Source organism: Parasphingorhabdus sp., from assembly GCF_036964675.1.
Taxonomy (GTDB): domain Bacteria; phylum Pseudomonadota; class Alphaproteobacteria; order Sphingomonadales; family Sphingomonadaceae; genus Parasphingorhabdus.
In genome coordinates, this window is the sequence record NZ_JBALTF010000022.1 from 31,587 (window position 1) to 34,678 (window position 3,092).

General features: G+C 56.4%; 2 protein-coding genes and 1 pseudogene. 2 read left to right on the top strand and 1 reads right to left on the bottom strand.

From position 1 onward, the window contains the following. Window positions 1-274 (bottom strand): annotated as a pseudogene (locus V7665_RS05945) (hypothetical protein); the annotation flags it as partial. Between the two features lie 412 nt (window positions 275-686). Between V7665_RS05945 and V7665_RS05950 the strand changes: the two are divergent. Together V7665_RS05950 and leuS are read left to right on the top strand one after the other, a co-directional pair. Next, window positions 687-1,136 (top strand): DUF3576 domain-containing protein, encoded by a 450-nt coding sequence (locus V7665_RS05950; protein WP_335663617.1) that lies wholly within the window; start codon window positions 687-689, stop codon window positions 1,134-1,136. A 27-nt stretch (window positions 1,137-1,163) separates the two neighbouring features. Next, the coding region (gene leuS, locus V7665_RS05955) for a leucine--tRNA ligase (RefSeq protein ID WP_335663618.1) at window positions 1,164-3,092 on the top strand (1,929 nt) is incomplete at its 3' end.

Sequence of the window (3,092 nt, forward strand, 5' to 3'; positions counted from 1 at the left end):
CACCCGATCCGGGTGCGGCCGCGAGGATATTTTCACGAATGGAAACGGCGTCCGACTTCTGGCGAACCACTACGGTGACCGAACGCTCTCCGTCCCGCGTCCCGCCAGATGGCGTGAATTTGAAGCTGGCGTTGCCGCGCAGGGTGCTGAGATTATATTTGGCTACAAGATCAGGGTCGGCACCAGCCACGGTAAAGGAACCGATCGATCCCAATGTTTTGAGCGAAACCATCCCATCATCGCTGGAAAGCACTTTCGCCAGAGCAGGAGTCATAACAAGGCCAGAGATCGCGAGTCCCGTCGCTAACCAACCGAAATGACTGACCTTTTTCGTCATGATGAAATTGCTACCCCTTTGTCTGACTGTCGATATAACAAAATCTGCCAATCTGCACGAGTCAACATATTGTTTTTGTCCGATTTTCCCAAACTAGCGCTTTTCTGTTGCAGTTCGGTTACGCTTTTATCCGGACATCATGGTTACCCTAGCATCAAAAAGATGAACCCAACATGATTTTGCGGCCATTCAACTGGGGTTCACTCGATGCTGCACAAGAGCGAAACATGCGCTTGTGCTTGCCCCTTGCGGCAAAGCATTTATAGAGAGCGCTGAAATGATATCATGTCCGGAACAAATCCTGCAAAAAAGATTTTGTATCGGCACAAAATACAACCAGGAGCGCTTCATGTCCCGCCTCAAACCATCTCTCTTCCTGCGATCCACAACCGCCAGCCTGCTGGCATTGTCTTTACTCTCTGCATGCGGTGGCAAAGAACGGCCGCAAGCCGACATTGCCGCCTCGCAGGTTACGACCATAGGCGTGAACAGCTATTTGTGGCGTGCCTCGCTTGATGCGCTGTCATTCATGCCGCTAACCCAGACCGACAGCAATGGCGGCGTGATCCTGACCGACTGGTATGTGAACCCGCAAAATCCTGGCGAGCGGATGAAAATCAATGTCTCGATCCTCGATCAGGATTTGCGCGCCGATGCCTTGCGCGTCGCGGCATCCCGTCAAGTTGCCACCAATGGCACCTGGGTGGATGCCCCGGTCAAGGCAGCGACCACGCAGAAACTGGAACAGATCATCCTCACCAAGGCCCGCGACTTGCGGCGCGGTGCGATCTCCAACTAAACTTTCCTGCCATATAATGGGGCCGCAATGACCGATCAGCGATTCAATCCACTGGCGGCGGACAAACGCTGGCAAACGCGCTGGGCCGAATCGCGCGTGTTCGAGGCTGACGACGCGAGCAGCAAGCCGCGCAGCTATGTGCTGGAAATGTTTCCCTATCCATCGGGCCGCATTCACATGGGCCATGTCCGCAACTACACCATGGGCGACGTGCTCGCCCGGTTCCGGCGGATGCAGGGCTATGAAGTGCTGCACCCGATGGGTTGGGACGCCTTTGGCATGCCGGCGGAAAATGCGGCGATGGAAAAGAAAGTCCATCCCGGCGAATGGACCAGAGCCAATATCGCTTCCATGCGCAGCCAGCTGAAAACGCTCGGCTTTGCCTTTGACTGGAGCCGCGAACTGGCGACCTGCGACCCGGATTATTATGGCCACGAACAGGCATTGTTCATTGACCTGTTCGAAGGCGGTCTGGTCTATCGCAAGGAATCGGCGGTCAACTGGGATCCGGTCGACATGACCGTGCTTGCCAACGAGCAGGTGATCGACGGCAAGGGCTGGCGTTCCGGCGCTCAGGTTGAAAAACGCAAGCTCAGCCAATGGTTTCTGAAGATTACCGATTTTGCCGAGGATTTGCTGGCCGGACTGGGTGACCTGAAAGGCTGGCCCGAAAAAGTCCGGCTGATGCAGGAAAACTGGATCGGCAAATCGCAAGGCTTGCAATTCCATTTCGCATTGGCGGAAGCTCAGGCTGATATCGCGACGGTCGAGGTCTTTTCAACGCGGCCGGACACGATCTTCGGCGCGAGTTTCATCGCGCTGGCGGCCGACCATCCGCTGACCCGGCAACTGGCAGAAACGAACATCGCGCTCGCGGCCTTTGCCGAAGACTGCAAAGCCGGCGGCACCACGGCAGCCGAGCTGGAGACGATGGAGAAAAAGGGCTTTGATACCGGCCTGACCGTCACCCACCCGCTTGATCCAGACTGGCAATTGCCGGTCTATGTCGCCAATTTCGTGCTGATGGATTACGGCACCGGCGCGGTCTTTGGCGTGCCTGCCCATGACCAGCGCGATCTCGACTTTGCTCGCAAATATGACCTGCCGGTCAAGCGCGTGGTTTCCGATGGCGAGGAAACAGACGCCCTGTTTACCGGCGACGAGGCCTATACCGGCCCCGGCAAGATCGTAAACAGCGCCTTTCTTGACGGCATGACCATCGAGGCAGCCCAGAAGACGATCATCGATCGCGCGGACTCCGAAGGCTGGGGCAAGGCCCAGACCACCTGGCGGCTGCGCGACTGGGGCGTTTCGCGCCAGCGCTATTGGGGCACGCCGATTCCGATCATCCATTGCGATGCTTGCGGTCCGGTGCCGGTGCCGAAAGACCAGCTCCCGGTCGTGCTGCCCGAAGATATCGATTTTGAAACCCCGGGTAATCCGCTGGAGCGGCACGCCAGCTGGAAACATATCGACTGCCCCAAATGCGGCGCGGCGGCCCGACGCGAAACCGATACGCTCGATACTTTTGTCGACAGCAGCTGGTATTTCCTGCGCTTTGCCAGCCAGCCCGATGACCGGCCCTTTGATCCGGAAGTGGTGAAAAAATGGCTGCCGGTGACGCAATATATCGGCGGCGTCGAACATGCGATCCTGCATCTGCTCTATGCGCGCTTCTGGACACGGGCGCTGGCAAGTATCGGCAAGCTGGATTTTGCCGAACCGTTTGAAAGCCTGTTCACCCAGGGCATGGTGACGCACGAAACATATTCCAGCAAACATTTTTCGATGGCAGGCCCGCTGGATGATGACGGACAGCCTATTCCACAAATAACCTATTATTCTCCTGATGAAATAGAGCGAAAACAAGACGGAGCATTTCTCATCAATGATGGGAAGGAACTTGATATCGGTCGCATCGAAAAAATGTCGAAGTCAAAGAAAAATGTCGTCGAC